This window comes from Ligilactobacillus murinus DSM 20452 = NBRC 14221 (genome assembly GCF_001591685.1).
In the GTDB taxonomy this organism is placed as follows: domain Bacteria; phylum Bacillota; class Bacilli; order Lactobacillales; family Lactobacillaceae; genus Ligilactobacillus; species Ligilactobacillus murinus.
On record NZ_BCVJ01000002.1, the window covers coordinates 63357 to 87930 of the forward strand.

15 protein-coding genes are annotated in these 24574 nt (G+C 38.1%); 10 read left to right on the top strand and 5 right to left on the bottom strand.

What is annotated here, in order from left to right; genetic code table 11:
• The first annotated feature begins 4 nt into the window (after positions 1-4).
• From LMU01S_RS01170 to LMU01S_RS01185, 4 genes are all read left to right on the top strand, one after another.
• The gene (locus LMU01S_RS01170) at positions 5-2203 is read left to right on the top strand and encodes a hypothetical protein (RefSeq protein ID WP_056960437.1); all 2199 of its coding nucleotides are present in this window, start codon (positions 5-7) and stop codon (positions 2201-2203) included.
• A 113-nt stretch (positions 2204-2316) separates the two neighbouring features.
• Positions 2317-5289, top strand: a complete 2973-nt coding sequence (locus LMU01S_RS01175; RefSeq protein ID WP_156470366.1) for a VirD4-like conjugal transfer protein, CD1115 family — start codon at positions 2317-2319, stop codon at positions 5287-5289.
• An 89-nt stretch (positions 5290-5378) separates the two neighbouring features.
• A complete protein-coding gene (locus LMU01S_RS01180; RefSeq protein WP_056960442.1) occupies positions 5379-8042 on the top strand; it encodes a pLS20_p028 family conjugation system transmembrane protein in 2664 nt (887 codons plus the stop codon).
• A gap of 43 nt (positions 8043-8085) precedes the next feature.
• On the top strand, positions 8086-8307 hold the full coding sequence (locus LMU01S_RS01185) for a BRCT domain-containing protein (RefSeq protein ID WP_237756805.1): 222 nt from the start codon (positions 8086-8088) through the stop codon (positions 8305-8307).
• A gap of 332 nt (positions 8308-8639) precedes the next feature.
• Here LMU01S_RS01185 and LMU01S_RS01190 read toward each other — a convergent pair whose 3' ends face one another.
• Positions 8640-9113: a hypothetical protein gene (locus LMU01S_RS01190; protein ID WP_056960448.1), complete on the bottom strand. Its 474-nt coding sequence runs from the start codon at positions 9111-9113 to the stop codon at positions 8640-8642.
• Positions 9114-10690: 1577 nt separating this feature from the next.
• Here LMU01S_RS01190 and LMU01S_RS01195 point away from each other — a divergent pair.
• The 5 genes from LMU01S_RS01195 to LMU01S_RS01215 are packed head-to-tail and all read left to right on the top strand — an operon-like array spanning position 10691 to position 17251.
• Positions 10691-12436 (top strand): MSCRAMM family protein, encoded by a 1746-nt coding sequence (locus LMU01S_RS01195; protein ID WP_056960449.1) that lies wholly within the window; start codon positions 10691-10693, stop codon positions 12434-12436.
• Between the two features lies 1 nt (position 12437).
• Positions 12438-13118: a class A sortase gene (locus LMU01S_RS01200; protein ID WP_056960451.1), complete on the top strand. Its 681-nt coding sequence runs from the start codon at positions 12438-12440 to the stop codon at positions 13116-13118.
• A 32-nt stretch (positions 13119-13150) separates the two neighbouring features.
• A complete protein-coding gene (locus tag LMU01S_RS01205; protein WP_056960453.1) occupies positions 13151-15295 on the top strand; it encodes a SpaA isopeptide-forming pilin-related protein in 2145 nt (714 codons plus the stop codon).
• 13 nt (positions 15296-15308) lie between these two features.
• Positions 15309-16151 (top strand): class C sortase, encoded by an 843-nt coding sequence (locus LMU01S_RS01210; RefSeq protein WP_056960454.1) that lies wholly within the window; start codon positions 15309-15311, stop codon positions 16149-16151.
• Positions 16148-17251 carry a pilin N-terminal domain-containing protein gene (locus tag LMU01S_RS01215; RefSeq protein WP_056960456.1) on the top strand — a complete coding sequence of 368 codons (1104 nt, stop codon included), beginning with the start codon at positions 16148-16150 and terminating at the stop codon, positions 17249-17251. Before LMU01S_RS01210 ends, LMU01S_RS01215 begins: the two co-directional genes overlap by 4 nt.
• A 57-nt stretch (positions 17252-17308) precedes the next feature.
• On the opposite strand, the gene LMU01S_RS01220 is transcribed toward LMU01S_RS01215, so the two are convergent.
• Positions 17309-17986 carry a helix-turn-helix domain-containing protein gene (locus LMU01S_RS01220; RefSeq protein ID WP_056960458.1) on the bottom strand — a complete coding sequence of 226 codons (678 nt, stop codon included), beginning with the start codon at positions 17984-17986 and terminating at the stop codon, positions 17309-17311.
• Between the two features lie 161 nt (positions 17987-18147).
• On the opposite strand from LMU01S_RS01220, the gene LMU01S_RS01225 reads away from it, so the two are divergent.
• Positions 18148-21306, top strand: coding sequence for an SEC10/PgrA surface exclusion domain-containing protein (locus tag LMU01S_RS01225; protein WP_056960460.1), 3159 nt, complete (start codon positions 18148-18150; stop codon positions 21304-21306).
• A gap of 124 nt (positions 21307-21430) precedes the next feature.
• Here LMU01S_RS01225 and LMU01S_RS01230 read toward each other — a convergent pair whose 3' ends face one another.
• The 3 genes from LMU01S_RS01230 to LMU01S_RS10645 form a co-directional block, all read right to left on the bottom strand.
• On the bottom strand, positions 21431-22495 hold the full coding sequence (locus tag LMU01S_RS01230) for a restriction endonuclease subunit S (protein ID WP_056960462.1): 1065 nt from the start codon (positions 22493-22495) through the stop codon (positions 21431-21433).
• Complete coding sequence (locus tag LMU01S_RS01235) at positions 22488-24392, bottom strand: HsdM family class I SAM-dependent methyltransferase (protein WP_056960464.1); 1905 nt, start codon at positions 24390-24392, stop codon at positions 22488-22490. Before LMU01S_RS01235 ends, LMU01S_RS01230 begins: the two co-directional genes overlap by 8 nt.
• Position 24393: 1 nt before the next feature.
• On the bottom strand, positions 24394-24574 hold a 181-nt coding region (locus LMU01S_RS10645; RefSeq protein WP_225354576.1), incomplete at its 5' end, for a hypothetical protein.

A 24574-nucleotide genomic window follows, 5' to 3' on the forward strand; every position in this document is an offset into this window, starting at 1 on the left:
GTAAATGTTTATTGGGAACAAGGTTAGAAAAATCAAAGATAGCGATTTTTTGAGGGTCAAGTGGGAAAGAAAAGAAGCAGCTATAAAGACTGCGGTGCATTTTCTAAATGAACAAGCACAATCACGATCTGAAAGTAAGATAAGTGAAAACTTTCCAGAATATCTGACATTTGATCAAGCTGAAAGACTGTTTCAAGCAATCCAACAACTGACAGATAGTAGTGGTGAAGTAGTTATCAAAAAACTAGAACTATTTCATCAATCGGAAAAAGGTAAACCCAGCAATAAAAATGAGGCTTATGCTGAAAATATTCAAATCGATAGCGATTTTGTTTCTTTACTTGTCCCATTGATTCAATCAGTCTTTTCTAATAAAGACGCGGGTTTCAAAAAAGCAAGCTATGATGAAAAACGTGCTTATTTTGAAAGATCGATCTTTGAAAGTTATATCGAATCAGTTGGCATTGGTAGAGAATACTTACCGATCTTACCGAGTTCAGAAGACGTCAAGTTAGCACTTGAGAACAAAGAAGAAATACCAGTCACGTTTTCTCAAGAGTTTCCGGTTTTAGTGGATACCACACAACAGCCTGAAGATGAAGCAAAAAACGATCAAGTATCCAATCAAGAAGAATTTATGGATGTTTTCGATGATCCTGTAGAAGAAGCCGAGGAAGAAGTTCCAGTCTATGAAACAGAATTTGAAAATATTCCGGAGCCCGAACAAAGTTATGAAGAACTAGAACCAGTAGAATCGGTCGAAAGTGAAGGTACGGATACACAATACTCAGAAAAAGTAGCACTGCCTCCAACCCCGGAACCAGCCTTAGAATCAGCTACGACTTCAGTGCCAGCTTTGGATTCGCACCCTATAACTGTTGCTAGTCCTAAGCAAAGTATGGCAGTTAGTCCGTTGTATGAATTTCCAATGTTTGAAGTAGTAACATTTTCTAAAGCTAAATACGAGCCTTATGAAGATGAATACGTTGCTTGGAAACTAAATGAATTCAAAAAAGAATTCAATCAACAGCTACAACAACGTGGCAAATTAACGCAAGAGTATTCTAGTGAATCAATCAGGCAAAAACTTTTGGAGTTTGAAAAGGTTGAATTAGCAAATATCAACGCTGAGGTCCAAGCAACAGATGATCGCTATACCTTAAAGGAAAAGGTAGTCAGTGAGAGTCGAGCAAAAGAAGCAGCTGAACTTAAACAAAAGGGTGCTGCTTTAGAAAAAGAAAAAGCTGACCTGTTGGAACAAGAAAATCAGCGTCATAAGAAACGGGTCGAAGAGATCAAGGTTGAATTTGAAAGTAAGCATCATGAGGCCAGACATGTGATCCATCAAAAATATTTCGATGAAGCTAAACGACATTATCAAGAACAAATGTTAGAAGCAACAAGCAGATTAGAAATGTTAGTCCGGACAAAGTTAAACGAACTAGAAGAACGTCGGATCTCAAAAGAAGCAGCTTTACACGCAGAGCAAAAAGAATTGGCACGACAGATCGGTGATCAACTTTTTGTAAATAAGCAAGACAAACTCGAACGGATCAAGCCATTTTTGGTGTCAGAACATGAATTTGCTAAGAAAAAACATTTGATCGATGAAGAAAAAATGATCGATCAAAAAGAACGTGAAGATACTCTAAAAAATAATGAGCTGCTACGTGGGCAGATAAAGGATCTAATGGCTTCTCATAGCAAGTCTGAGAGTGACAAGTTGGAGGGCGAAAAACGCTTGTTAGAAGAGAAAGAAAAGGCCCTTGCCAAACAAGCTGAATTAGTCTCCAAAATGCAAGCGATCGCTTCACATGAACCAAAACAAGATAAAGATGATAAATCTGTCAAAAATGCTGAACCTAAAAAGAAAAGTACATTAAAAAGTGTATTATTAGCCACTGTGACTGCAATTATTATGATCACGGCTGGTTGGGGCTTTTATCAGTATCAGGTAAATCAACATGCAGAGGTTCAGCAAATGATCCAAAAGGTAGTTGCTGGTCAAAAAAAGACGAACAAAGATCTACAAAGTCAGCGTGCCTCTATGAGTTCTCAGAGTGCGAAAAGCGAGTCTGAATCACGTAAAAAGGCTGAATCGGAATCACAAAAACGCATAAGTGAACTTGAAAAAGAACTTTCTGATCTGAAGTCTAAGACCCAAGAACAAAGTTCAGCTCAAAATACATCAGAAAAAAATTAAGGGGGACTGGTGATTACCAGCCCCTTTTTTACTAAGAAGGTGAGGATTTGATCGACGTTTTAATAAATCTATTACAAGGAATTGTCCGGGTTATTTTGGGATTTTTTGTCTATTTGTACCGATCAGTCACTGGAAATTTATTTTTGAGTGTACCGATCTTGATATTACTGATCGTTCTGGGGTATTTAGGGTACCTTTATTGGAGCAATCGTGAAAGAAATGTTAGACGCAAAAAAGATCCTGTTTTACTTGAGTGGTGTGAAAAAGTCTTAGAAAGTGTCGACGAGACTGGAAATGTGGCTTTGAATGTGTTATTGAAGATCAGGGCTTTTGTTATTGCGATCGTAAATGTTTTAGGGATCTTATTGATCGCAGCCTCTGTACATGCACTCAATAAAGTTCCTTGGTGGAACCGCAAACGAAAGAAATTTCACAAAGAAGTCAAACCAAAGATCCGTTTCAAGACATGGCGCTCCTTTGTGCTGATGTGTGTGGTATTTGATATTCTAGCAACCCTACTAACGTGTTATTTGACCGGTATTTTTAGAGAAGCGATCGACACAGCTATCAACTTTTCTGTTGTAGGAGAGGGTCACCAGTTCGATCTGACGTATCTTTATTTTGAAAGACTATTTGATTTTAGTGTTTTTGTGGAGACACCGATCCTTGCTATTCCAATAGAAGTGGTATTGTGTGCATTTGCTACTAAAGCAAGTTGGGTGAATTGGCAACAATATCGTGATTATAACAATAATGAAGCCGGGGACGATCAGTTTGCGACACTAAAAGAGATCAAGCACCAATATGTTGCGATCCCAGATCGTGCGAAAAAATATAAAGGTGTCTCTGGTGTACCGGTCGCACATACAAAAGCTAAGAATATTCAAGGTTTTCAGCTATCCGCATTGATGTTATATAACAACAAAAAATTCGCAAAGGTAATGGGCGAGATGGAAGAAAAAGCTCGCCTAAGTGGTTATAAAGCTGGTTACTACTATATCGAACAACAAACGATCAACGTCTTACTTGTTGGGACTACGCGTTCGGGTAAAGGTGAAGCTTGGGTGAATTCGAGTATCGAGGTGATCACCCGTGCCGAGGATCCTTCATCGTTAGTGGTCGCTGATCCAAAACTAGAGTTGAATCAAATGACCTATAAAACTTTACGTAAGCGAGGGTATGACGTACAAGTCATGTCGTTTAAAGATATGGATTTCTCGATGTCCTATAATCCTTTTGCTTTAGCAATAGAAGCGGCAAAAAAGGGTTATTACGAAAAAGTCCAGGCTCTAGTCAACTCAGTTTCTGAGGCTATCTATCGTTCATCTAAACGAACTGGCGGGAATCAAGAGTACTTTGAAAATACTTCCATCTCATTATTCAATGCGATCGCGATCGCGTTGATCGATAGGGCTGTGGAAGCAATGCAGGCAGGCGAAGATGACGCCTGGGACACAGTCACGATCAGAAATGTAGTGACTATGTTGACTGAATTGGGAACAGAGGACGTTTGGGTCAATTCGGAAAATAAGACGCTGACTGAGCCCGAGGAAGGTGCGATCAAAAAGAACAAGCTGACATTTTACTTTGATAAGTTACGTGAGGCAAACGAGAAAAAGTATTCTAAGTTCCGTGAAATGGCCGATATCAACTATAGAACGTCAGATTTTGCGGGTGGTGAGACTAGAGGAACTGTTTACTCAAGTATGCTGGCCGGGATCAATTTGTTTCTACAAGATAATATCGCTCGTTTGACATCTAAAAATACGATCGATCTCGAAAGTTTTGGTAACCCACGGCGGTTGACGATCCAATTTAGATCGAACTCTAATGTTGATCTTCCCAACGACTATGCCTTTCAGCGCGTTACATTGAACTTTTATGAGGATAGATATGATCGACGTGGCAGAAAACAAAAGCCTAAATTGTTGATCAAAAATGCTCGAGCAATGTTAGATGAGGCAGGTTATATGACCTACGTCGTCAAAGAAAAATTACCAGATAATTTCAAGATCGTTGCAACTTTCAAAGATGAGATCAACAACGCTGTGGTGCAAGACCATAGATATCGATTTGAAGGTGAGAAGGTCTATGCGAGAAATAAAAAAGGTGGCTTCAAGTACGATAAATACACGAAACAAAAAGAACTCGTGGGCGTTGACATGAACGTTTTGAAGAAACCAAAACAGGTGTTACTTGAAAAAGAAAACATTGACTTTGTGTACTCTGAAAAACCGATCGCTTTGTTTATCGGCCTACCACCTAACAAAAAAGAATATGGTTCTTTAGTGGCTTTGATGGTCGATCAATTGTTCAATGCCAATTTTGATCTTGCGCTAGCTGCAGGTAGAAAAAATGTTAGACGGATCCAATTCTTATTTGATGAGTTTGCTAATTTACCGGCGATCCCAGATATTGCCCGGAAACTATCACTTGCTTTAGGTAATAATTTCCAATTTATGATGTTTGTCCAGTCGCTAAGTCAATTAGTCGAATTATATGGTAAAGAAGTTGCTGACACGATAATTGGAAATTGCTCGATCTTAGGTCTGATCAAGACTAATTCTGATGAAACTAACGTAAAATTCAGCAAGATGTTAGGTAAAAAGACGATCACAGAGAGAAATAAAGCTACTAATCCATTAAAAGAAGCTGATCCGCATATCAATGAAAGAGGGATCGCACAAGATCTGATGACACCTACGCAGCTTGCGACGATGGAAGCTGGTGAAGCAGTCTTGATCAGATCGGTCAAGGCCTACGATCTCCAAGGACATAAAGTAACAAACGATCCGATCAGGCTTATGGGAGAAACAGAAATGCCGATGAGATACATGCTTCTGAAAGAAGAATTTGATCAAGAAACTACGATGGCAGATATTGCTGTCAAAGCAGAACATAGTGGGTTGGATCTAAGTGAGATATCGATCGCACCTAGAAAAACGATCGTATCCTTAGAAAAATGGGTCAACGAGCTTAAAGACGGTAAATTAGATAGTCCATTTCCGATGCGACCAACAAGAAAGAAGAAACCGGCCCAAAATGTGTCTGATTTAAAGAAAGAAATGATATCAAAAGTAGGTTAGTAGGATCTCAAAAAATTATCCTAAAAAATTCAGATAAAAAGATCTGATATAGCATGGAGAAATATTAAAGAAAGGAGCAAATATTTTGAATGAATAATCCTGTAGTCACGGGTTACCTATATGGGTGGCTCATGAATGCGATCGGGGTATTGACCGGACAAAAAACTGGTAAAACGTCAAATTTCACTAGCTTCTCAGATTTTATGAATAGTATGGGAAGCAGTGGCTTCACTGGTAATATCACTGATCCGATCGAGACTAAAGCTGCCTTATGGTTTTACAATTATTGGGGCAACTATCTACAACCAGAACCAGGAATATTGTCATTTCTTTGGACTATTCTAGGTTGGGGTGTGATCGCTCTTTATAATGTAACAGCTGCCTTAGAAAATGTATTCAACAATCTGTTCAAACTTTTTGGACTCTTTGATTATCTATCCGATCCTAATTCTTTGATCGGAAAATTTTATCAAGGATTCCAGATCTTAGGTATTGCGATTTTTACTATGTTGTTAATAGTTCAGATCACAGTCAGTGTCTTTGGAAAACCGTTCAAGTATAAAGATGCGTTACTACATTTCCTGTTAGTTACATTTGTTTGTGCCGTGTTGCCGGCAACGATCACAAAAGTATCATCTGTTTTCTATCAAGATCTTACAAATAAACAGACTGGGATAGAGAATATTACTGGTAATTCCAACAGAAACTCCAGTAAAGAAAAGAACAAGGATACATTGGCTATTCAGCCAGTTAAAAATAATGTTACTGACGTGTTAGAGCTTGTTAGAGGGGATTTTAATACTAAAAAATTTCCTTTGGACAAGTACGGCAATATCAAGGGGAATGGGACATATAATTCGATCACTGATGATCCGAACAAACGAATGGACGGCGATTTTATAACGCGCATGAACTTTGGGGCCACTTTAGGTGCAACTGACACCGAAACCTTGGATAACCTAGAAAAGAATGCGAAGATGAAGGGAATCAAGGGCCTATTTTTACATTACCCAAGTGATACCGGAGCATCTATCAAGTCTGTTAACGAGCATAGATTTCTTTCTGGGGCTAATTTAGCTGAAAAGGTCTATCCAAGATATAAGACAAATTTTTTAGCGATCTATGCGCAATACACTGTTTTGATAATCTTATTAGCATTGATGTGTGTGAAGTTAGTTACCTCGATCTTTGAATTATTGATAACGGGACTTATTGCACCAATTCAAGGCTACAGTTCGGTAACTTCTCATAGTAAATTCAAAGAGCTTTTACTTACAATCACAGGCACGATCGCGGGAATCTATTTTGAAGCTATTATTATGCGGATAGTTCTTGAAATCATGCGTGATTTTCCAACGATCGCGATGACCGTTTATGACTCTAATGGAAATGTTGTTGGAAAAAGTGCGACATTCTTTTCCGGTCTTGGACCATTTCAGTCAGCGCTAGCGTCGATCGTCGTATATCTAGGGCTCTTCTTTGGAGCAATGAGAGGTGTCACGATCGTTGAACGTTGGTTAGGTGTCTCAGTTGGCCAAAATGATATGGCTCAACAAGTCATGGGTGCTATGATCGCCACAAATGCGATCTCACAAGTTGGAAAAGGTGTTGGCAATACTGCATTGGGCCTTGCGGGTGCTGGTGGCACAGCACTTGGAGCCGTCAAACAAGCACCAAATATTGCTAATACGGTAGCTGGAGGTCTAGGAAAAGCTAGCGGTATGGTCGAAGGTGTCCGCGATTCCTTTGGCAACCAAGGTGTTGGCGCTACTCTGAGAGGCGGTTTATTGAATGCTGATGATGCGGTATCAGGGAAGATCCAACAAGGTGTCGATAACTTCAAAGAAAAGCAACAGCAAGGAAAAGATAGTGCCAGCGCAGCATTCAAAAATAACTATCCAACTGATGAAGATATATTGAAACACCCTAATGCTTATTACGATGGCGTCGATCAAGATCCAGGCCCAGGATCTGTACCACCTGATGATCCAACGACTCCACCTACTGATGGCGGCGGAGATGATAATATGGGTGGTGATCCACCAGTAGCATCTGATCCAACGGGTGAACGTGCAACTAGTGATCCTCAAGGCGGTTTGTCTGACGGTGATCGATCTGCAGAAAGTACCCCAGAACAAGACAGACAAGCAGAAATACCATCAACTGAAGCTGGAGGACTACAACAAGAAGTACCGCAAGAAAGCGCAGTACCTCAAGAAGGTGGCCTAAGCGAACCAAATTCAGATGGTGCAATTGAAGGTGCACCAGGCACTGAACAAAATGGTCTTGAGCCTCAAGATCAAACAGCTAAAACTAGCGCCCAAGAAGGTGGTTTATCAAGTAGAGGTGAAATGGTATCGAAAACAGAAGGACAAAATAGTCCGGAAACGACGCCAGGGCTAAATAACCAATATGTACAAGAAATGAGTCAAGGTGTAACTGTTTCCAAAGACACCAGCGCTTCTTCTGTTGATCAGGTAGTAGATAGCCCAAATGGAGTTCAAACCACAACAAATGATAGTCCAGTACTAGAAGAAACTTCAATTCAAAGCCAAACTTCAGATCAACGACCACAAACTGCGCAAAAGGCACAGTCAACACCACAACAGCCAGTCCAAAATACGCAACCTACACATTTCCAAAAGGCAAGTGCTAACTACCAACAGGCAAATCAAACCTTGTCGCAGGGTATGCAGTACATGACCTCTGGTCGAAGTCATATAAGAGGTAAACAAGCAGATGACGATGAATAGTCTAAAAGGTAAGAATGTAGTGTTCACGGGGACGTTGTGTTCGATGAAAAGAGAGGAGGCGATAGAACTCGCAATAGAGAATGGGGCCAGGATACAAAATTTTGTGACTGAAGAGACAGATATACTGGTCCTAGCCCCGCGGCAATTAGATATTTTTGGAGCGGACGTTCGTTCTAGAAAGCTGATAAAAGCTGAAGAATTGCGAAAGAAAAGTGATAAAATAAGGATAATCTCAGAAAAGGAATTTTTGAGAAAACTGATCTAAACAGATCAACTTCAATAAGACTGAAAAATATCTCCCAAAAACAAAGCGTATTAGCAGCGTTTTTAGGAGATATTTTTGTCTTTATGAGTCATATACTTATTTGATACATAATAAGTGCACACAATACACAAATTACAGCAATGAGCCATGTTCCAAAAAATGGAACTATGATAAGTGTGGTGAGAAATAATGAAATGTTGATTAGTGTTACAAGTACACTAAAAAAGATATTGTGGTGACGAGTAAAAGAGTCAGTCCAAAAAAGCACGGTCGAAGCACATGAAGAAAATAAAATGATGACCGCACCATAGAAATGTATCAAAGAATTGGGATCAAGATACAAAGTGATCACCAGCTTTCTTGGAGTTAGAAATTTTTCGTCGCAGTTCCTCAAATTCATACAGGCCTAGTAGTTGCTGATTTTTTCTTTGACGACCAATGAGGAAAATGAATACTATTGTCAAAATGATAGCTAAAAGTAGCGATACATCTGCTGTAACATAGAATACAGATTCTACTTCTAGTATCTTATTTTTGGAGGCGGTAGCGTCTGTGATCAATGATAGATAGCTAATAAAGGGTTCAAAAGCCCCTACAGATATGACACCGATCATTAATAGATACCATACGCCATATAAGATACTTAGTGTACGGTAAGTGGACTTTTTTGCAAGTAGATGGATTTTTTCTATCATGAGATCTTGATCACTTAGCTTCTCTAATTCAGTCAACTTGTTGGACTCTTTTGCTCTATGTAATTTATTTCTTTTTTTGGCGCTGGTCAGTAGCTCAAAATATTTCTTCATTGTCTTTCATACCTCAATTCTATGCTTTTTGAGAATAAAATACCCCCGAAACACACAACACCATGATGCTTCGAGGGAGTACCTAAAGGAAAGCGATCCTTCAATTCTTACCGTGTATTCATTGTAACAGTTTCTAAAAGAAAATAGCAAACAAAAACCCGCTGAGATCACAGCGGGAAAATAATTTAATCGAAAAAATTAAGCACCTTCATTATAGCGCCTGTAACGATCAAAATGCAAGATAAAAATTATTTTGGGTGGTGTCTCTTATGAAGAGAGTAGACAAAAGGCTCGACCAAGGCCGAGCCAAACTCTCTAAAAAGATTATAGTGCCAGAAAACAAAATAAGCAATAGGTTCTTGATAAAAAAGCTCTCACGAAAAGCAATAACTAGTTTTTCGTGAGAACTTGAAGGGCTATATGTCATCTAAAGATAATCATGCAAGAAACTGGACTTGTACTTGCAACTAACAAGTATAGAAGACTTAGCTGTAAAAGGCAACAAAAAACACCAAAATCGCAGGTGGTGTGCGTATCTTTGGTGTTAGAACGAAAAATCACTCGAACAAAGATATCGATGTCAGCAAAAAGAACTTGAACTTGGATTTAGTTACTGAGACTGGTTCTTATCGAAAACGTATTTCAGATAGGCTTATGCGTAATCGAAAATTAATTCTCAAAGTCAACATCATATCAGTTCTCGTTAATTATAGGATATATTTTCTCAAAAAACAATAAAAAATCACTAAAGATATGGGGATAAAATATATCTTTAGTGATTTAGACAAATACTTATCAAAGAGTTAAACCTACGAGAATAAATTTGCTTAGGATTAGGGAATAATATTTATTGGTAGGATTAACGTGGCATAAAGAGCGTCATCTCACATTTATCGCAGAAAAAAGGTTTCATTGACAAAAAGGAGTTGGAAAATATGGGATTTGACGCTTCCTTGATGATTATTTTAAATCATCTATACTCAAAAAGCAAAATAAAAGCCCGTTTGTATCACTACACGTCATGAAGTGGGCGTCCAAACGAGCCAACGTTTATAAATAGAGAGAACCGCCATGCCGAAAAAGTTATGTTAAATAGTAAGTAACATTGATACCGAACAAAATTATTTGGAGAATTTTACGACATGGCAGAGGTAAAATCTCCAATCACATTATAGCTCATATTTTTAGAAAAAACAGCAAAAAACCTTGCCCGTTGGACAAGGAAAGAAGATACATACTATATCTTATGCACTCCCCACATTGTAAAATAATCAGTCCCAAAAATCAACAGAAATTCATGACAGAAAAACATGATTTTTTTACCCTAAAAAAAACAAAAATTTTATCCTCATGTATCGTATTCAGTATCTCAAAAGAAAGGAGAAAAAATTATCAAAGATTATAGAAAAGGTGAGGTGGAACTTCTAAGAGAATTATGTGTCAGATATCCGGCATACTCGATCAAGAGGTTATCCATCGAAATGGATAAGGATATCAGTGACGTATTTTTGATGATCAAGTATTTCCACTTACCGTATCAGTGGAAACTGTCAAAATGAAAGGAGAAAGTTTTTCATATGAAATTATTTTCGAGAAAGTTGTCAAAAAAAGTTATTGTGACAACTGGTGTGGGACTGGGACTTGGATTAGCTATCTTAGGTCTTGGAAATAGTGCAAGTGCTGATGAAGCGCCACAAACCGTTAATGTCGGAAACTCAAGTAAGATCGTCAGCTACTCTTCTGGTCATGCTGAACGCTATGGTGCACATAGAGTTGCAGTCATTCAAGAAGCAGGAACTGGACAATATTTATTCTGTATTGAATGGTCGAAAAAAGCACCGTCAAACGAACAAATCTCTAAACGATATCAAGCTAATCCGTCGGTTCAATGGTTAGTTAATAACTTCTACTCAGATCACCGCTTCCAAAGTTTAGGTCAAGGTGACGAAGGCGACTACTGGTTATACCAAGCCGTTATCCATTGGGTAGCAGACCCGGACGATCATGCAACCTGGGGTGGTGGTGCGATCCAAGACGTTTTAGATCAACTTGATCCTGCTGTACGTGCAAAAATCGAGGCTTTGCGCAACGAAGCGTTAAAGCATAATGACGAATCAACATCTGAGATCGTAACGAATAACCACAATTTAGGTTTTGATCCATCAAAGCTTGAGATCAACAAAGATGATCTTCAAGGAAACACCTACAAAAAGACGTTCACGCTGAAGAGTGAAAATATGTCTAATGTAAGTGTTTGGTTAAAGAATGCTCCAGAAGGTGTCAGCTTGACTGGTAAGGACAATGCTGGTGTCAACTTCAAGGACGTGTGGAACAACACTGGGCTGCAGATCAACATTCCTTACAAGGTAAATGCTGAAAAGGATTCATACACGTTTACGGTTGCTACTAAAGGTAACTGGGAAAAGACGTCAAAAGTTGCGTGGATCTATCAAGGAAATGGTGATACTCAAAAAGTGGCCAAGCAAGACGTAAAAGCTGTATCAGTTCCACTTGATGCTGAAACTGATATGGACGTTACTGTAAAGCCGGCTAAGGGTAGTGTGCAATTTATCAAAAAAGGTACAGGAAATAACAATTCTGATAGATTGGGTGATACTGAATTCAAATTGACCGGCGGTGATTTCTCACAAACAAAGAAGACTGATGCTAACGGATATATCAAATTTGACAATCTTCCTTTAGGTCGTGATTATGAATTGACTGAAACAGCGCAGCCAAACCGGTACTATCGGACAATGTATCATACGACTATTACTAATTTAAATGGCGATAACCCACTACAAACATATGATTTGAAAGATGTGTTTAATAAAAAGGATCATCAAAAGTTTAGAATTGTTAAAAAAGATAGTCAAGGTAATCCCTTAAAAGGTGCACAATTTGTTCTAGTAAGAAGTGATTCAGAAAATGCACATATTTCGGTTGAAGAAGCCAAAAAGAAGGCATATCGTCAAGTAGGAGATGAACTTGTAGAGGGACACACAGACCAAGAACCTTATGTAGCTACATCGGACGAAAAGGGCGAAGTATTTTTTGATATGGTAGAAACGAAAGCAAGAGACACTGCTAATTATTACGCAGTAGAAATTAAATCGCCGGACAACTATACACTGTCTCAAACATCTGTGAAGTTGCTTTCTAATCCTGAATCTCCTAGCGTTGTTGAAGGCGAACTTCAAGACACAACAAACACACTTCCAGCAACTGGTTCTGAAAAGTTATTGTTGATCGGGGCTAGCCTTGTTGTTTTAGGTGTATTAGGTACTGGCGTATATTACTTTAAAGCCAAGAAGGTAAATTAAGATGCGTGATTTTCTAAAAACTACCAAAGGAAAAGTCTTAGTAGCTCTCACGGTGCTAGCATTGTTTGCAGCTAGTTTAGGTGCATTCAAACTGTGGTCTGATGCTCAAAAGTACACGCTCATGCAGACAAACATAACTGCACCGGCAACAAATAAAACAACAAAAGCAACAACAAAGAGTGAAAAAATCCAGCGCTTTAGCGACGATGATCTATTAAAGTATCGCAAAGAAGCATTGGCCAAAGGTGTTGATAAATATCCGAATGGATATTTAGAAATACCTAGCATAAACGTTAAGTTACCGATCTATAATCGGACAAATAACTTAACGTTGGCATTAGGCGTTGGTAAAGATTATTACCTGGATAGCCAATTTGGTAAAGGTAACGTCGTGTTAGCTGGTCACAACATGGAGAGACCAGGTGTCTTACTTAGTGACTTATACAAAGTGAGAAAAGGACAAGAGATCACTTTACGTGACGCTAATGATAAGGAATATCGCTATAAGATCACTTCTAAAAGTGTCCAGTCTGCCAAGGTAAGAGTGATCGATGGAGAACCGGTATTCGGTAGTGCATATTACCTACCAAAAGAAGATCAAAAACCGATCGTCACAGTTTATACTTGTGCTGATCATGGTAGTGATCGTCTTGTAGTCCAAGGTGAATTAGTAAATGAATAAACATAAACAATAAAAGAAAGAAGAGTGAACACATGAATAAAACAATCGCAAAAGGTCTAGTTGTCGGGGGAGTGGCCCTTAGTTTATGTGGACCAGTGCTTGCAGCAACAACAGTATTTCAAGGTGAAATGATCACAGTAAAGGCTGATCAAGTAGCACCAACTGATACAACGATCGAGATCCACAAAACGATGTACGATAAAAAAGATGCAGCGTTCTTTGAAAGTGAACAAAATAAGATCAAAAATGATGGAACTCAAAAAGAAGATTCTTTCTCTGATAAGTTACTGCACTACAACCCTAAAACAATGGGGAAAGTGGAATTTACGCTCTATGATATCACTGATCAGATCAATAAAAATTATAAAGATGGCAAGGGCTTGACTGGCTTTACTTCTGGCCAATCTAAAGAAGCTCAAGGTCGTGTAGCTGAGATCGAAAATGATATCGAGAAGAACGGCGAAAACTCGAGATTCTTGTCCGGAGCACAAGTGGTCGGTACTAAGGCAATCGACGAAAAAGGTAACGTGCGCTTTGAAGGCGTTCGAGCTTACGATGCTTCTAAGCCACAACGTTACCACTACTATGCCGCGGTAGAAACAAAGACACCAAAAGGCTTTGTCGTTGCTAAGGCAAAACCGATCGTGTTCGTTAATCCGTACACAGATCCAAATAATAAGAGCTTCTTAAGTACGACTTATCTATATCCAAAAAATAACACTCAAAAACTCAAGTTTGATTTAACAAAATATGTACTTTGGAATGAAAAGGATGGTCAAGAAAGCGAAGCTGGGTTAAAGGAATTAGCTGGTGCTAAGTTCCAATTATATCGTGGTAAGCCTGGAGAAGGTCAAAAAGTTGGAAATGTGTTGACTTCTGACGAAAAAGGGCAAGTAACAGCCGATAACTTGATCATGGGCGATTACTATTTTGTAGAAGTTCCAAGTGAGGTAGCTAGTGATGATGATAACCAAGCTAAAGCCGCATTATCTCCAATCGCTAAGAACGACAAAGATAACAAATTAACTTTCTCTATCGGTGAAGATGGTATCGATCCAACCAAACTTCAAGGATCGTTGGTTGATTATGGTAAGCCAGAAATCACTAAAAAGTTAACTAATGGTGTAGGCGAACACCAATCGCTACACAGTGGTGATCATGCCCACTTCAAATCAGACGTGACAGTACCACAAAATATCGCAGGATCTGCTTGGAAGATCGATGCTACCGGCACTGAAGCTAAAAGCGAACCATACAGCGTATTTTACACACGTGATGACCCACAAAAATATTTGAAAGATGTTGATGGTGAACGTAATTTGAAGATCACGACAGCTGATGGTAAAACACTCGAAGAAGGAAAAGATTACGAAGTTCTTACTGGTGATAATAAGTGGTTCGTGAACTATATCACACAAAATGTTAGTGATAGCGATAAAGTTAAGATCGAGGCTGCTAAAAACTCACATGACAACAAACAGATCCAAGACACCCTATCAAATCTTTCTTCAGGTAGTGCGACTGAAACAGTCATGAATCAAGCCGGCAAAAAGTTGCACTATGACTATGATCAGATCGTTACCTCAGACGTTCCGATGGATACCGATGTCGTTAATGATATCTATCTAGGCTGGAACGATGGTTCTGGTTATCGTGAACTAAAACGCTCAGACAAGACGATCACCTACGGTGTTCACTTTGTCAAAGAATCTTCTGGATTCATGGGAACTGGGATCGCTGCTGAAAAATTGCAGGGTACACAATTTGCGGTGCAAGATCTACGAACAGGCAAGTGGTTCAATGGCTTCAAGGAAGATGACAAGACTGGTGAAAAGACTGCCCAATGGGTCGATGACTATAAATCAGTCAAGGGAGGTATCTTGACTTCAGATAAAGAAGGTAAGTTTGAGCTTCAAGGTTTCACCGAAGGTGATTATAAACTTCGAGAAGTGAAGGCACCAAACGGATACCAACTCATGGACGAAACAGTTAGCTTCAAGATCGGACCACATACTGATGGTGATACTCTGAAAAATCCAGTAGTCGTTAAGAACAATGAGAAGACAACAATGCCACTTACAGGTAGCCAAAAACTTCTTGTAGCTACAGCTGGAGGTGCTATCGTAGTGACTGTTTTAGGTTTCAGCGCATACACCTTCAAGAAAAAATTTGCTTAAGAAGTAAATTGAGATGAAAAAGTTCAGCCATCGTCTTTATTATTCTTTTTGGGTAGTACTTTGCATAAGTATTATTGGGATCGCAATGTATCCGTTCATCTCTGACTATATGCTAGCTCAAAAGCAAAAGCAGCAGATAGAACAATTTGACCAAAAAGATAACAAAACTAGTAAAAAAGATTATTTGGAAGCTTTTTACAAAAAACGATCCACTCAAAAAAAAGTCAGTGATCCGTTCAGTCAAAGACAAGAAAAAGAAGATAAAAATAGTGTTGATGTAGCTAGATCACAACTAAAAACAGTTGCTGTTTTATCGATCCCCAAGATAAAAGAAGTACTACCGGTATATGATAATACGTCGACAGTTGCCTTAGACAATGGTATCGGACTGTTAGAGAACACAAGTGATCCGACAGGTGGCAAAGGCAAACATGCCGTTTTGACCGGTCATTCGGGGCTTAGTCTAAATAAGTTGTTTACTGATCTACCTAAGTTGAAGGTAGGTGATAAGTTTTATATCAAAGTGAATGGTGAGATACATGCTTACCAAGTCGATCAGATAAAGAAGGTATTACCTGATAATGTGAAGTATCTTCAAACGGAAAAGAACAAGGATCTTGTCACTCTCGTGACTTGTACACCGGTGTTTGTGAATACGCATCGCTTATTGGTAAGAGGACACCGAGTGGCTTATGATCCTAGTGTAAAGATCGAAACAGATGGCGGGTTGACCTCACTAGGTAAGGGTGCTTTAGTTGGTGTCGGAGCTTCAGCTACGATACTAATGATCGTTTATTTTGTAAGAAGACGTAAAAAAGATACTAGACATGAAAGGAAAGGTCTAAGAATAGTATGAGATATAGTAAAATCGTAACAAGCATGATGTTATCGACAGTCTTACTTTCGTCAGCAGGTACAGTTCTAGCTGACCAAGTCAAGCCTACATCAGAAACAAATGTGAGCCAAAAAGACTCAAGTAAGAAAAATGAAACGGTTCAAAATACGAAGCCAGATTCTAGTAAAGACTCGAGCAACGTAGCACAGAAGGACGAAAGTGGTGCTGAGAGTGCAACTAACGATCCGGTTCAAACACTGAAAGAACAAACGATGGTCATCAAAAAAGTTATCGCCAAGGGCGGGAGCCAGATGGCGACTGTGACTTCAGGCTCTGAATCTTCAGATAAAGATGATCAAAAATCTCCTGGAATCGCAGAATCTAGCCTAAAAGGCGTACCTAATTCCAAGTTCGTAGTTTACGATGTGACCGAGCTTATGAATACGATCATCAAAGAAAAATTAGGCATCGATGATAAACAACTAGAAGAAGTCAATTCAGAAAATAATGATGCAACTACTGATAAAAGTGCGACCGAAAAGAACGAGACCGAAAGTTCTTCAGAAAAGTCTGACTCTAGTAGGAAAGATAAGCAAGATGATGTAAAGCAAGAAAGTAGTATTACTTCAACGAATAGTGGAAACTCAAGCGAAAGCAAGGAAGACAGTACTGACAATAGTTTGAGTGAAAAAGTACGCGATCTACGCAATGGTGACAGTTTACGCAAAGAGATCTCTGAGCGTGCAGCTAAACTAAATAACGATCAGCTGAAGAGTGTTGCTGAAGTAACAACTGACGACAGTGGAGCTGCGACGGTCAAATTGCCGATCGATGGTAAGTATCATGCTTACTATGTTGTAAATACTGAAACCGCAAAGGAAAGCTATGCCACCAATGCTAGTCCGATCGTTGTGATCACACCGATCACGGAAGATGACGGAGAGTACGCTTCAGAGTTTACGATCTATCCTAAGTCTGATGAAGTGCCAAAAGAGTCAGAACAAGGAAAAGAGGAAGGACCACAAAAAACAGAAACGACCGCGACAATGTATCAAACTGGACATAAAGATCAATCTTTATTTTCAGAATTTGTTAGCTGGGTGAGAGGTCTATTCAAGTAAAAAAGAGGACGTAGAGTTCATGATCACTAGGATCAGGACTCTACGTCCTTTATTGTTTTACAGTGTTATATCTTCGGTGCCTATCTCAAGGTCGATCAATCTGTGACAAGGCGTATCTTTAAAGATATCTATGACGCAATGTTGGTGTTTAGTCAACTCTATGTCTGATATTTTACCACTTTGAGAATCAGAAACTGGGAGCTTCGCCCCCTTCTTAGCGCACTTATCAAGTTGCGAGATGATATCGGCCACAAGCTGTTGATAAAATTTTCTCTTGATAATAGGAGAAAGGGTGTCTATTATCCCAAAAAGTTCTTCAGGGTAGTAATCAGGATCCTTTGAGAGGTCCACCTTGACGTATAAAACAAAGCTTTCTTTGTTAGTACGTGGAAACTCAGTATTGTTAAGTGGATCAAAAAGAGTGACGTCAAGGATAAAGTCCTTGTCGTACACACTGTTTGTAACGTTAGCTACGTACTGAAAGTGGTTTGTTTTCAAGTTTATCAGGTCAAATTGAGACTTTGTTTCAAGTACATAGGGAGAGTAGTCAAAAAACTCAGCCGGAGTTATTTGTAGAAACGAGCATATCTTTTCTAAGGTGTCATATTGTACACCCCCAGTTAGACCACGGGACATAGCTGAAATAGTATTTTTGGCCAATCCAGTCTTACGAGCTAGGTCAGAAACTTTTATGTTTCGTTCACCTAATAGTCTATTTAAATTATTTTGTAGCAATTTATATCGCCTCCATGATCATATTGTACTGTAAAATGTTGTTTTGTGCAAAAAAAAAAAAAAAACGACTTTTTTATTGCATTTTGTAGCACTGGAGAATATAATTTAAAGCGTAAAGAAATTATAAGAACTTAAACAAAAATTAAGGAGTTGTTGAGACCATGAAAAAAGAGATCTTACTTTCGACAGCGGCGCTCGCCGGAACTGCATTAGTTGGTGTGAATACTACAAACGCGAATGCTGATACGATCGATAACGGGGAAAATGTAGCTACAGTTCAAACGCAACAAGCTACAACAAAAGAAATAGCACAAGCTAACGTGAACGAATCTAAGGAACAACAAGCAAAAGCTCAAGATAATGTCAATGTGGCGCAAAGCGATCTGAATAATGCTAAACAAGAAGTCTCAAATTCGACTGAAGCTGTACATAACGCACAAACTGAAGTGGAACACGCACAAGAGACTAAAAAAGAAGCTACACCAAAAAACATTGAAAAAGCAAAAGACGATGTGAAAGATCAACAAACAGTTGTGTCTAATGAACAAGCTAACGTCGATGAAGCTCAAGATAATGTCAATTCTAAGCAAGAACAAGTTAATAACGCAACAAATGATGTAAGTGGTGCTCAAGGAAACGTCGATAATGCACAAAAAGACGTCAATGCAGCGCAAGATGACGTTGATACAGCAAAAAAGATCCTAGATGGTACAGATGCACAAAAGGTAAAAGATGATCTTGAAAACGCTAAGAAGCAAGTTGAAAAAGATAACCAGGATCTTGATGAAGCGAAGAAAGCAGTCTCTGATACACAACGAGACCTCGATTCTGAAAAACAAAGAGTACCAGAAAGCAAAAATAAGGTTGATCAAGCCGTAAAACAATTAAACGAAAAAACTGATGCCTACAACGCAACAACAAAAGCTAAAGAGCAAGCTCAAGCAAATGTTGATGCAGCGCAAAGTGACGTAAATACTACTCAAAGTAAAGCGGATTCAGCTAAGAAGATCTTAGATGGCACAGATGCACAAGCTATCATCGATCAAGCAAAAGCTGCAAAAGGCAAAGTGGCTGTCGATAAGATCGATGTGGCAACAAAAGAAAAGAGTGCAGAACAAGCAAGTAATACAAAAACAACAGCTGAAAACGCTGTTAATAAGGCTCAAAGTGATGTAAATAATGTAAAGGCTGATGTCACAAATAAGCAAGCAGAAGCTAACAAGACACAAAGTGCATTGAATACCGCACAAACAGAACGCGATAACGCACATAAAACGGTAACGGATCTGTCAGATGAGTTGAATAGTATTAATACCATTGTGTTGCCTGATGGATATGCTACTTCATGGAAATCAGGTGCTGATGATTCAGTATTTGTCCCATATGCTGAAAAAGGATACGATTTAAATAAGTTTAAGCATAGTGAAGCTGATAAAAAGGTTACAGTAAATCCTACAAACCTAACAGCTGACCAACAAAAGGAATTAACGTTGTGGATTGCTGGGATTTTAAATGATGTTCGTAAGCAAGCTGGTGTAAATAACAGAAATATTGTTAATGAAAACTCGTTAAAATATGCTCAAGTGATCGCTGATAATTATTGGGATAAGTGGGATCATGATAAAACGGCACTTGAAGCTGGAGAAAAATCGATTGGTGGTACATCATTTTCGCAAGAGTCTATTTCTCGTGCTTATGTTCCACTAGCAGAGACGACGTTAGATGAAGTGAAGCAAGGGATTTATAACTCAATGCTAGATATGATTTTTGATGATGGTCCTAAGTGGGGGCACGCTGCACAGTTGACAGGGTTAGGATTGTTAAGTTTTGGAGATCCAAACGTGATTTATTTTGGTTTTTCGATTGATAAGAATGGTGTTTTACATTTTGAAAATTATCAACCTATGAAGGCTGATAAATCTGAAAGATTTACGATTCCAAACAACGCAGAATATTTGCAAGCACAACTCAAGACAGCTCAAACAGACCTACAAACAAAGCAAGCAACGCTTGATACAGCTCAGGCTCAAAATAATAGCGCACAGAACGCTTTGAACGCATCTAAGAGTAATTTATCGCAACTTGAAAAAGAACTGTCAGACAAGCAAAATAAGCTTAATAAAGCTACTGATGATCTTAAAGCTGCGACAACAGCTTTGAACACAGCAAGAGCTACTTTAGCACAAGACGAAAAGATCGCCGAGAGTGCTCAAAAAGCCGTTGATAACATGAGTGCAGATCTCAAAACAAAGCAAGCTAATTACGATGCAGCTTTGAACGAACTAAACAATGCTAAACAAATGCTAGCAACTAAGCAAGCCGAACTTGAAAAAGCAACTAAGGCAGAAGCGGCTGCTAGATCAGAGGCAACAGCTGCTCATGATAACTTTATGAGTGCTCAGAAAGAGCTTGATATCAACAATGAAAATATCGTGACCTTGACAGACGGATTGTCGATCGCGCAATCAGCAGTCAAGAAGCTCGAAGAAAAACTTGCTGATGATCAAGCTGCAGTTGCAAAGGCACAACAAGCGGTTGATTCTTTAAATGCAGACGTTGCAACCAAATTAGCTAACTTAGAACAAGCTAAAGCAGAACTTGCTAAGAAACAACAAGCATTGAAAGATGCGCAAGACGTGTTGAGTGGTAAGAAAGAAGTATTAGCACAAGCACAGAAAGAATTAGTGGACGCACAACAAGCATTAGACGATGCGAAGGCTGCACATGCAGATGCACAAGCTAAGGCAAAACAATTAAATGATCGCCTATTTGAGTTAGAAAACGCGGATATGTTCCTAGAAAAGGCAAATGCTAAACTTGCTGAAGCTAAAGATCGATTGAATAAAGCTGAAGCTGATCTCAAAGATAAGCAAAATGCCTATGACTTGGTCAAAGCTGATTTAGATGCAAAGACTGCCAAAGTCAATGAAAATGAAGCTGTGTTAGCTAAGATCGTTGCACAAGAAGAAGCTAAGAAAGCCTTGGAAGAGGCTGAAGCTAAGGCTAAGAAATTGGCTGAAGAAAACGCCAAGGATAACTTCTTCTACCAAGCTGGTGACAAACTATTTGATAGCAATGGTAAGCCAGCAGTGGGTTATACAGTACATGGTGATCGTGTTTTTGACGCTCGTGGCAATCTTGTCGGTTATGTTTCAAATGACGTTAAGAGTCGCAAAGTAAAGGCAGCATTACAAGCTAATACATTGCCACAAACTGGTGATAAATCAGATAAGGCAAGCTTAGTGGGTGCGGTGATCTTAGGATTGAGTAGCTTGTTAGGATTTGTAGAGATCGATCGTCGTAAGAAAAAAGAATTTTAAAAACAGGTATATTTAAAGCGAGCTTCTTGTATCAGCCTATGGTACAGGAAGCTCGCTTATTATTTCTTCTAGCTCCTTATTTGGAATTTGAAGTCATCTTTTAGTATGTCACAGCTTTTTTTGCTCAGCTTTTAGTGTTGAAAAAATTGAAATTTTGTTCGGCTTTTACAGCTTGTTTCTTCATGAATTGTTCCATAAATTCCCAGTCTATATTGCTTGTATCGTTAATAACAGGTAAATAAAAAGAAAAATCAGATTTAACATGTCTATTTAATTCATCTACAAACGCCTTATATTTTCTTCTGCCTTCTTTAAATATCATTGTTGCAATGAATTGTTTTTGATACATAGTCATTTTTGTCTTGGGTTTAAGAACTACTAAGTTTTGACTCGTGTAGAAATTATTCTGTTGAACGAAGCACGAACCTAGATATTCGCCTCCTAAAGCTAGCGTTAAGTAACCCGGTTTATATGGCTGTATCCCGAATATTTTATCAACTTTGGCCGTAACGCCATTGTTGTTATGAGACCTACCAACGAAGTCTATTGTTGGATTCTTATCCGTCATCTTAATCTTATCTAACTTATTACCCATGTCTATTTCAAAAAGTTGGTCATCATAGAGATGGAATTTTTTCCATTTATTAACATCGATCCTAACAGGAGTATCTTTGATATGCTTAATTAACTTTATACGATAATTGACGTTTTGTTTGATGTTTTCAATGTATTCTTCCATAAAATCAAAATCAATTTCTTGCTGATGAGTCGTTGGAAGGGGGATTTCTATATTTTTGGCATAATTACGAGTAAATTTAAAATCATAATCGTACCCTTTGTTTATTGCAGTTTTATAAAATATCGTAAGTATAAACATAAGGATATTAGGAGTCACTCTATTGAATTTTGGGTACATACCTTGAACGTGTGAATAACCCACAAAATCAGATTCTCGATAGAATATTGTATTAGCGTTTGTAGTATCGCTAAAAGTAATTATATTTCCTTTTTCAGTATTCGGTTTGTCAGTATAACCACCAATACCATTATTATAGGCAACATTACCAACGACAGGATTAGTTCCTAATTCGTCAAATAGAAGTGCGTTTTTTGCATTATAATGTTTGGTTGGCCTTATATCGAACAAATCTTCAATTCTATATTTTTTCCAACTTGAAATATTAATCATTTTTATCGCTATCCTTTACAAGTTTTATTTGTATGTTTTTCGCATCAGCAGATAGTTCACCTGAATATAGAATAACGTCGGATATATTTTCTTTGAATGATTTCAAATCAATTTCTTCTTTGTACATTTGAAAATCCATTAGAGTTTTGATGAAATCTTCTTCTGATAGTAATAATGGTTTTTCCGGCATAGGGTAACTCAAACCTGTCATGTTTTCCAAATTGGGGGTTACCCATTGGACTGAATTGTCACCAGTTTGTCTTTTTATTATGCGAATCCAATTATCTTCAATAGAGCTCCAACGATCTTTTATATCTTGTCTTCCTTGATTTTTTACAGTTTCTAAGCCATCGTAATCAATGTAGCAAGTAAAAATTTCTTCACCATTTTGAGGTTCACCAGCCTTAAATATAAAAATAGAGGTTGAAACACCTTCTGCAAAGGTTTCTTCTGGCAACTTTATGATTTTCAATAATTTATTTTCTTTGAAAATCTTTTTAACGACGGTCTTTTTTTCTTTCTCTAATTTATGGTCGGGAAGAATGAATGCAGCTAGTATCCCTTTGGGAGAATTACTTAGGACGTTGTATACTATATCAATACAACCATATTTTCTCTCAAATGGAGGATTCATTAAAACTTTTGTTATAGGGTGTGCAGTTGGAATCAAATGATTATTACTGTCTTTAAGGAATATATTGTTTTTTTCATCAAACTGATAACTGATTTTTTTGATCCAGTCACCAGCTTCTGATGTTCTTGTATCACCAAGAAGAATATTTGTTTTTCCATCTTTATGAATCAACATATTAGCACATGCTAACGCAAAAATTTCTCTGTCAAATTCAATTCCATACAACTGACTTTTCTTAATGCTTTCAGCATCACGGGAATTTGGTCCACCAGCTTCTTGAAGCATGTTACTCATGGCTTTAGTTAAGAATCCACCGCTTCCACACGCACCATCTAAAACAACAGAATCTTTATTAACATCAATCAACCTATACATCAAAGAAGTAATATGTTCGGGCGTAAAAACTTGGCCACTTTCTGACTTCTTCTTGTATCTGTTAAATTCATTGAAAAATATCCCCATGACATCTTCGCCACGCCAATTATCAGAATTGATGGAATCAGATATTTTGTCTATCGCACTTATGAATTGATTGATAGCTTCTTGATTTTCTGTGGAGTTCATTTTTATTTCACTATAAACTTCTGTTAGCGTGGATAATTTTGCATTTTGTTGTATATCTTTCTCTAAAGATTTGTTAAGAGTATTAAGAATTGAATTGTGTAATAACGAATAACTCATTCCTTCTTTTATCCAAGCATCATATCTTTTAGCTACCAATGCACAAGCTGTAAATATCATACGATGATACAAGTTTTTAATGCCAAATTCCGTGTGTAGTAAATTATTTATTTTGCGAGTATGCTTGTAAATTTCGTTTTTATCAACCGGTGATGAAGAAAATATCTTTAAGTAATAGTCTTTATTTTCTAGTTTAGTAGATGTATTAATTTCTACCATATTGCCATTTGAATCATTTTTAAAAACTTTTAAATCAAATCCGTTATATATGATACCTATCACATTCGGATATTTTTTGAGTATAATATGACAATTTTTAAACAACTCATCAATATATTTTTCAATTGAAATTTTACTATTTTTAGTTTCTAAAACTAAAGCAGGATGAGATGTTATCTTAGGTAAATACCAACCGTCAGGCTTATCTTTGACACCTTTCCACTCTGATATTTTTAACGTTTTTCCAAGTTCATTGAAAGTGGTCAATTGTCCAACACCTGCTATTACATCATCTGAATCATTAAAACCTAATGTTTTGTTGGCTAATTCTCGTACTTGGTCTTCAGTAAGTTGTTTCGGCATCTTATGCCACCACCTTTCGTGATGACACTAAAAAGAACCCACTACTAAATAAAGTTAGTGAGTTCTTCAAAAAATGCTTGACAAATAAACCTAGGCGCAGATAATCAGGCTGTAGGCTGTAGGCTGTAGGCTGTAGGCTGTAGGCTGTAGGCTGTAGGCTGTAGGCTGTAGGCTGTAGGCTG